Genomic DNA, 1,032 nt, shown 5'->3' with positions numbered 1-1,032 from the left:
GAGCACGCGGTGTCCACGGAGACGGCGGGGCCCTCCAGCCCGAAGACGTACGACAGCCGGCCCGAGGCGACGCTGGGCGTGCTGCCCGTCAGGAGATAGCCCTCGGTGTTGCCCTGCGGGTCGTCGACCGTGCCGCTGCCGTAGCCGTTGGCGGACACGCCCGCGTACACGCCGGTCGCCGAGCCGCGCAGCGAGGTCGGGTCGATGCCGGCGTCCTCCAGGGCCTCCCAGGCGGTCTCCAGCAGCAGCCGCTGCTGCGGGTCCATCGCCAGGGCCTCGCGCGGGGAGATCCCGAACAGTTCCGCGTCGAAGGACTCGGCGTCGTCGATGAAGCCGCCCACTCCCACCGTGGTCGCGTCCGCCAGCGCGTCCAGGTCCCAGCCCCTGTCGGCGGGCAGCGGAGCGAGGGCATCGCGTCCCTCGTCGACAAGCCGCCACAGCGCGTCGGGCGACGTCGCCCCGCCGGGGAATCGGCACGCCATTCCCACGACGACGACCGGATCGTCCTTCGTCCCGGTCTCCACGCGGCGCGCGGCCTGTATCTGCGTGGTCGTAGCCATGTCACCGAGGACCCGTTCCGCCAGGTAGTCGGCGAGGGCGTTCGGGTTGGGGTGGTCGAAGACCAGGGTGGCGGGCAGGCCGATTCCGGTGGCCGAGCCGAGCCGGTTGCGCAGGTCGACGGCGGTGAGCGAGTCGAACCCGAGGTCCTTGAAGCTGCGGGACGCGTCGACCGCACCGGCCGAGGCGTGTCCGAGAGCCCCGGCGACCTGTTGCTGGACCAGCTCCAGCAGCAACCGGTGCTGTTCAGCGGGTGCCAGGCCGTTCAACCTGCGGGCCAGCTCCCCACCAGACGAGGTGGTTCCGCCGGCCGACCGACGCCGCGCCCTGACGGGGACGAGGTCGTGCAGAACGGCGGGCAGGGCGTCACGGCCGCTCTCCGCGAGCGCCGACGTGCGCAGGGCGACGGGGACGGCGGTCGGCTCGTCGACGAACAGCGCGGCATCCAGCAGGGCCAGGGCCTCCTCGGTGGAC

Annotated in this window: 1 protein-coding gene; it reads right to left on the bottom strand. The window is 73.2% G+C overall.

Going from position 1 to position 1,032, the window contains the following annotated elements; translation table 11 throughout:
- A partial coding sequence (locus ACZ56B_RS32910; RefSeq protein WP_468798783.1) for a type I polyketide synthase occupies positions 1-1,032 on the bottom strand: 1,032 nt, incomplete at both ends.

This window comes from Streptomyces sp. NPDC034670, assembly GCF_055574875.1.
This window is presented reverse-complemented; position numbering and strand designations above follow the sequence as displayed.